This window comes from Stenotrophomonas sp. 278 (assembly GCF_003935715.1).
In the GTDB taxonomy this organism is placed as follows: domain Bacteria; phylum Pseudomonadota; class Gammaproteobacteria; order Xanthomonadales; family Xanthomonadaceae; genus Stenotrophomonas; species Stenotrophomonas maltophilia_AH.
In genome coordinates this window covers 21,871-28,698 of sequence record NZ_RHPP01000054.1, presented here as the reverse complement: position 1 = coordinate 28,698, position 6,828 = coordinate 21,871, and the positions used below count along the sequence as shown (strand labels likewise).

The window sequence follows — 6,828 nt, the reverse complement described above, 5'->3', positions numbered from 1 at the left end:
CCGGCGCAGGCCGCAGCGGCACCCTGCAGCTGCCGCTGGGCGCGGTGCAGCGGGGGGCGGATGGCAAGGCCAGCGTCTGGGTCGTGAACCCGACCAGCGGCGCACTGAAAGCCACCCCGGTCACCGTCGGAGCCTACGGGCCGGAATCGGTGCCGGTCCTGAACGGCGTGGCCGCGCAGGACTGGGTGGTGGCCGCCGGTGGGCACCTGCTGCGCGACGGTCAGGTGGTGGCTCCGGTGGACCGCCAGAACCGCCCGCTGCTGAACCCCGCCGCGAAGCCGGCCGCTGCCGCCGCCAAGGGGAACTGAGCCCGTGCGCCGCTTCAATCTTTCCGAATGGGCGCTGGGCAACCGGCCCCTGGTGCTGTTTGCGATGCTGGCCTTCGCCATCATCGGCGCGTGGTCGTACAAGCACCTGGGCCAGTCCGAGGATCCGCCGTTCACCTTCAAGGTGATGGTGGTGCGCACGCAGTGGCCGGGGGCAACCGCCGAACAGGTCTCGCGCCAGGTCACCGAGCCGATCGAGAAGGCCCTGCTCAACACCGGGCAGTACGAGTTCATCCGCTCGTACTCGCGCCCGGGCGAGTCGCAGGTGATCTTCGCGGCGAAGGACAGCCTGCGCTCCAAGGCGATTCCGGACCTGTGGTACCAGGTCCGCAAGCGCGTGGGTGACATCAAGCCGACGCTGCCGCGCGAGATCGTCGGGCCGTTCTTCAACGACGAGTTCGGCGACACCTTCGGCAACATCTACGCGCTGACCGGACAGGGCTTCGACTACGCGGTGATGCGCGACTATGCCGACCGCATCCAGCTGGAACTGCAGCGCGTGCCCGACGTGGGCAAGATCGAGCTGGAAGGCCTGCAGGACGAGAAGATCTGGATCGAGCTCTCCAACACCAAGCTGGCCACGCTCGGCGTATCGCTGCAGCAGGTGCAGCAGGCGCTGGCCGACCAGAACGTGATGGCCGCGACCAGCTTCTTTGAAACCCCGACCGACCGCGTGCAGCTGCGCGTGACCGGCCAGTTCCAGAGCGTGGACGACATCCGCCGCTTCCCGATCCAGGCAGGTGAGCGCACCGTGCACCTGGGCGACATCGCCGAGGTCAAGCGCGGCTTCGCCGACCCGGCCTCTCCGAAGATGCGCTTCATGGGCGAGGACGCCATCGGCATCGCCGTGGCGATGAAGGACGGCGGCGACATCCTCAAGCTGGGCTCCACCCTGGATGCCGAGTTCAAACGCCTGCAGAAGACCCTGCCGGTGGGCATGCAGCTGCGCAAGGTGTCCGACCAGCCGCATGCGGTGGAGGAGTCGGTCGGCGAGTTCGTGCAGGTGCTGACCGAAGCGGTGGTGATCGTGCTGCTGGTCAGCTTCTTCTCGCTGGGCCTGCGCACGGGCCTGGTGGTGGGGGTGACCATTCCGCTGGTGCTGGCGATGACCTTCTTCGTCATGCACTACTTCGACATCGGCCTGCACAAGATCTCACTCGGCGCGCTGGTGCTGGCACTGGGTCTGCTGGTGGACGATGCGATCATCGCGGTGGAAATGATGGCCACCAAGATGGAGCAGGGCTACGACCGCCTGCGCGCGGCCAGCTTCGCCTGGGAATCCACCGCGTTCCCGATGCTGACCGGCACGCTGATCACGGCGGCTGGCTTCTTGCCGATTGCCACGGCGGCGTCGAGTACGGGCGAGTACACCCGTTCGCTGTTCCAGGTGGTAACCATCGCGCTGGTGGTGTCGTGGATTGCCGCTGTGCTGTTCATCCCGTATCTCGGCGACAAGATGCTGCCGGACCTGTTCAATCCGCAGCCACCCAAGCCGGACAGCCTGGCCGGGCGCTGGCTGGCGCGTCGTCAGGCGTGGGCGGACCGTCACCCGGCGCTGGGCCGCTTCATCGTGCCCAAGCAGCACGGGCACGACCATGATCCCTACCAGCGGCCTTTCTACACCCGCTTCCGCCGCTTCCTGGACATGTGCCTGCGCCATCGCTGGTGGGTGATCGCGGCGACAGCGGCGCTGTTCGTGTTCTCGTTGCTGATCTTCCGCTTCGTGCCGCAGCAGTTCTTCCCGGATTCGACCCGGCCGGAACTGATGGTGGACATCGAACTGGCCGAAGGGGCGTCGCTGCAGGCGACCCAGGCCCAGGCAAGCAAGCTGGAGAAGCTGCTGAAAGGACGCGAGGGCATCCAGAACTACGTGGCCTATGTGGGCACCGGTTCGCCGCGCTTCTACCTGCCGCTGGACCAGCAGCTGCCGGCGACCAACTTCTCGCAGTTCGTGGTGCTGACCGAGAACGCGGAAGCGCGTGAGGCAACCCGTGACTGGTTGTTGAAAGAGGTGATTCCGCAGTTCCCGGATGTGCAGATGCGCGTGACCCGGCTGGAGAACGGGCCGCCGGTGGGCTACCCGGTGCAGATGCGCGTGTCCGGTGAGCACATCGCGCAGGTGCAGGCGATCGCACGCCAGGTGCAGAACAAAGTGCGCGAGAACCCGCACGTGATGAACGTCAACCTGGACTGGAGCGAGCCGAGCAAGGTAGTGCGGCTGGTGATCGACCAGGATCGCGCACGCGCGCTGGGGGTGACCAGTGCACAGGTCAGCCAGCTGCTGGGCACGTCGCTGTCGGGTACCAGCGTGAGCACCTACCGTGAGGGCAACCGCCTGATCGAGATGCTGCTGCGCGGGCCGGACAATGAGCGCATCCGGCTGGACATGCTGGGCAGCCTGGCGATCCCCACCCAGAGTGGCACCTCGGTGACGCTGTCGCAGGTGGCGCGCCTGGAATACGTGTTCGAGGACGGCATCATCTGGCACCGCAATCGCCTGCCGACGGTGACGGTGCGTGCGGACATCGGTGATGGCAGCCAGGCGCTGGACGTGGTGCAGCAGATTCTGCCGACGCTGGACGGCATCCGCGCGGAGCTGCCGCACGGCTATCTGCTCGAGACCGGCGGCACGGTGGAGGATTCGGCCCGCGGCCAGGACTCGATCAAGGCCGGCATGCCGCTGTTCCTGATCGTGGTGGCGACCTTGCTGATGCTGCAGCTGCGCAGCTTCTCGCGGGCGGCGATGGTGCTGGTGACGGCACCGCTGGGCATCATCGGGGCTACCCTGTTCCTGCTGCTGTTCCGCGCGCCGTTCGGGTTCGTGGCGCTGCTGGGCACGATTGCGCTGGCAGGCATGATCATGCGCAACTCGGTGATCCTGATCGACCAGATCCAGCAGGACATCGATGCGGGGCATGACCGCTGGCACGCGATCATCGACGCGACGGTGCGGCGTTTCCGTCCGATCGTGCTGACGGCGCTGGCGGCGGTGCTGGCGATGATTCCGCTGTCACGCAGCGCGTTCTACGGCTCGATGGCGATCTCGATCATGGGCGGCCTGATTGTTGGCACCGTGCTGACCCTGGTGTTCCTGCCGGCGCTGTACGCGGCGTGGTTCCGGGTGAAACCGGGCGAAGCGCGTTGATTCTGGCATCGCGCTAAACGCCGGCGCTTTGATTTTTCCGTGCGGGGCGGGGGCCGGACGCCCTCGCTCCGGGACACGCCGCAAGTACGTCCATGTAGGCTACTCCACGGCATCCATGCCGTGGAGTGTCCCTCCGGAGGACATCCGGCCCCCGCCCCCGATGGCTCGCGCGCTACGGATCCAAATGCGGGAATGTCCGGGATGCTGCTTTGGTAGCGTCGGTCGACAGACGACGGCCGTGAAATCCCCAGCGCCCGGTAACGCATTCAAACCAAACGAAAACGCCGGCCAAGGGCCGGCGCATCCGTCACTGCAACCGAGCCAACACCGCCTCGGTCGCCTGCGCGGTACTCACCGCATTGCCCTTCGCGGCCAGATCCGTAGTAAACACCCCATCATCCAACGCCGCATGCACCGCGGCCTCAACCGCTGCCGCCTCCGCCTCCAACCCCAACGAATACCGCAACAACATCGCGGCGCTGAAAATGGTGGCGTACGGATTGGCGATGCCCTTGCCGGCGATATCCGGCGCAGACCCATGAATCGGCTCATAGATGCCCACGGCACCCGGCTCACCCAGCGACGCCGACGGCAGCAGTCCCAACGAACCGGCCAGCATCGACGCTTCGTCGGTCAGGATGTCGCCGAACATGTTCTCGGTCACGATCACGTCGTACTCGCGCGGCTTGGCCAGCAGGTGCATGGCCATTGAATCGACCAGCTGGTGCTCCAGCGCCACGTCCGGGAATTCCTCGCGGCCGATGCGCGCGGCGACGTCGCGCCACAGGCGCGAGGTTTCCAGTACGTTGGCCTTGTCCACGGAGGTGACCTTGCCGCGGCGCTGGCGGGCGAGCGTGAAGGCGCTGCGCAGCACGCGCTCGATCTCGGTGACGGTGTAGCGGCACAGGTCGCTGGCACTGTCGGCGTCGCGGGTCTTGTCGCCGAAGTAGATGCCGCCGGTGAGTTCGCGCACCACCACGAAGTCCACGTCCTTGAGCAGCTCGGCCTTGATCGGCGATGCGCCCAGCGCGGCGTCATGGGTGCGCACCGGGCGCAGGTTGGCGTACAGGCCCAATGCTTTGCGAATGGCCAGCAGGCCCTGCTCGGGGCGCACTTTGGCATTGGGGTCGGACCACTTGGGACCGCCGACCGCCCCGAGCAGTACGGCTTGGGCGGACTTGCAGGCGGCCAGGGTGCTGGCCGGCAGGGGTTCGCCATGACGGTCGATGGCGATGCCACCGATGTCGTGCTCGCTGAAGGTGAAGCGGTGGTTGAAGCGTTCGGCGATGGACTTCAGAACGGCAACAGCGGCGGCGGCGACTTCGGGGCCGATGCCATCACCGGGCAGTACAACAATCTCAGCGTGCATGCTCACTCTCGTAACGTTCGATTTCAGGGATGCGACCCAACAGATACCCCAACTGGTCCACGCCTTCCAGCAGACAGGTCTGCGAGAAGCCGTCCAGAGGGAAAGAGAAGACCCGGCCGTCGGGGGTACGCAGCTCGCGTGCGGCCACGTCGATGGTCAGTTCGTCGTCTGGTCGCTGCATCAGCGACTGTACATCGGCCTCGGCCAGCACGATCGGCAGCAGGCCGTTCTTCAGCGAGTTGCCGCGGAAGATGTCGGCGATCTCACTGCTGACAATCGCGCGCAGGCCCAGGTCGGTCAGCGCCCACGGCGCGTGTTCGCGCGAGGAGCCGCAGCCAAAGTTGCGCCCGGCCAGCAGGATGCTGCGACCGGCGTTGTGCGGCTGGTTGAAGGCAAAGTCGGCTACCGGGCTGCCGTCGGCCTGCCAGCGCCAGTCGTTGAAGGCGTTGCGGCCGAGGCCGGCGCGTTCGGTGGTGGACAGGAACCGCGCCGGAATGATCTGGTCGGTGTCGATGTTGGTCTGGCGCAGCACCACGCTGGCCGAGGTCAGGGTGCGGAAGCCGCTCATCAGGCCACCTCCTGGGCGAACAGCTCGCGGGTGTCGGCGACGCGCCCGTTCACGGCCGCCCAGGCGGCGGTCATCGGCGAGGCCAGCAGGGTGCGTGAGCCCGGACCCTGGCGACCCTCGAAGTTGCGGTTGCTGGTGCTCACCGCCAGCTGGCCGGGGGCGACCAGGTCGCCGTTCATGGCGATGCACATCGAGCAGCCGGGTTCGCGCCATTCGGCACCGGCGTCGCGCACGATCACGTCAATGCCCTCGGCTTCGGCCTCGCGTTTGACGATCTCCGAACCGGGTACCACCAGCATGCGCACGCCGCTGGCGACGCGGCGGCCGCGCAGCACCTGCGCCACTTCACGCATGTCGCTCAGGCGGCCGTTGGTGCAGGAGCCGACGAAGACCACGTCGACCGGCGTGCCGGCCAGGGTCTGGCCGGCCTGGAACTGCATGTAGTCCAGGCCCTTCTGGTCGGCGGTGTCGTTGGCTGCCGGAATGGGACGGTCCACCGCGATCGCGGTGCCGGGGTGGGTGCCCCAGGTCAGGGTCGGGCGGATGTCGGCGGCATTGATCTGCACTTCGCTGTCAAAGCGCGCGCCCGGATCGCTGCGCAGTTGCGACCAGGCGGCCACGGCGGTGTCGAAATCCGCACCCTTGGGGCCGCGCGGAGTGGCCGCAACCCAGTCAAAGGTGACCTGGTCAGGGGCGACCATGCCGGCCCGTGCGCCGGCCTCGATGGACATGTTGCACAAGGTCATGCGCTGTTCCATGTCCATCGCCTCGATGGTGCTGCCGCGGAATTCCAGCACGTGACCGGTGCCGCCGTTGACGCCAATTACGCCGATGATGTGCAGCACCACATCCTTGGCTCCCACGCCGCGCGGCAGCGGGCCGTCGACGGTGATCGCCATGGTCTTGGCTTTCCGCTGCAGCAGGCACTGGGTGGCCAGCACGTGGCCGACTTCACTGGTGCCGATGCCAAACGCCAGCGAACCGAACGCGCCGTGGGTGGAGGTGTGGCTGTCACCACAGACGATGGTCATGCCGGGCTGGGTGAAACCCTGCTCGGGCGCGATCACATGCACGATGCCGCGGTTGGCCGACTGCATGTCGAACAGCTCGATGCCGTACTCGGCGCAGTTGCGAGCCAGGGTCTCGACCTGCGCTTCGGAAGCGGCGCTGGCATAAGGCAGGCTGCCGTCACTGCGCGCGGGCAGGGTCGGGGTGGAGTGGTCCATGGTGGCCTTGGTGCGGTCCGGGCGACGCGGCGCGAGACCGCGCTGGCGCAGCTCGGTGAAGGCCTGCGGCGAGGTCACTTCGTGGATCAGGTGCAGGTCGATGTACAGCACGGCGGGCGCGCTGTCCGATTCAGGCACGACCACGTGGTCGTCCCACAGTTTGTCGTACAGGGTGCGGGGTGCTGGGTTCATGG

General features: G+C 67.1%; 4 protein-coding genes and 1 pseudogene. 2 read left to right on the top strand and 3 right to left on the bottom strand.

Annotated elements, in window-relative coordinates; genetic code table 11:
* Together EGJ34_RS10805 and EGJ34_RS10800 are read left to right on the top strand one after the other, a co-directional pair.
* Positions 1–308 (top strand): annotated as a pseudogene (locus EGJ34_RS10805) (efflux RND transporter periplasmic adaptor subunit); the annotation flags it as partial.
* Positions 309–312: 4 nt separating this feature from the next.
* A complete protein-coding gene (locus tag EGJ34_RS10800; protein ID WP_125360482.1) occupies positions 313–3,471 on the top strand; it encodes an efflux RND transporter permease subunit in 3,159 nt (1,052 codons plus the stop codon).
* 307 nt (positions 3,472–3,778) lie between these two features.
* Here EGJ34_RS10800 and leuB read toward each other — a convergent pair whose 3' ends face one another.
* From leuB to leuC, 3 genes are read right to left on the bottom strand one after another with little or no spacing between them, the layout of a single operon-like run.
* Positions 3,779–4,840: a 3-isopropylmalate dehydrogenase gene (gene leuB / locus EGJ34_RS10795; RefSeq protein WP_125360481.1), complete on the bottom strand. Its 1,062-nt coding sequence runs from the start codon at positions 4,838–4,840 to the stop codon at positions 3,779–3,781.
* Entirely contained in the window at positions 4,830–5,408 is a 579-nt protein-coding gene (gene leuD / locus EGJ34_RS10790) for a 3-isopropylmalate dehydratase small subunit (RefSeq protein WP_125360480.1), read from the bottom strand. Before leuD ends, leuB begins: the two co-directional genes overlap by 11 nt.
* Positions 5,408–6,826 carry a 3-isopropylmalate dehydratase large subunit gene (leuC, locus tag EGJ34_RS10785; protein WP_125360479.1) on the bottom strand — a complete coding sequence of 473 codons (1,419 nt, stop codon included), beginning with the start codon at positions 6,824–6,826 and terminating at the stop codon, positions 5,408–5,410. Before leuC ends, leuD begins: the two co-directional genes overlap by 1 nt.
* Between the last annotated feature and the right edge of the window lie 2 nt (positions 6,827–6,828).

Coding starts and splice junctions, on each gene's coding strand:
- leuC (WP_125360479.1), bottom strand. CDS start 6,826: ATGAACCCAGCACCCCGCACCCTGTACGACAAACTGTGGGACGACCAC.
- leuD (WP_125360480.1), bottom strand. CDS start 5,408: ATGAGCGGCTTCCGCACCCTGACCTCGGCCAGCGTGGTGCTGCGCCAG.
- leuB (WP_125360481.1), bottom strand. CDS start 4,840: ATGCACGCTGAGATTGTTGTACTGCCCGGTGATGGCATCGGCCCCGAA.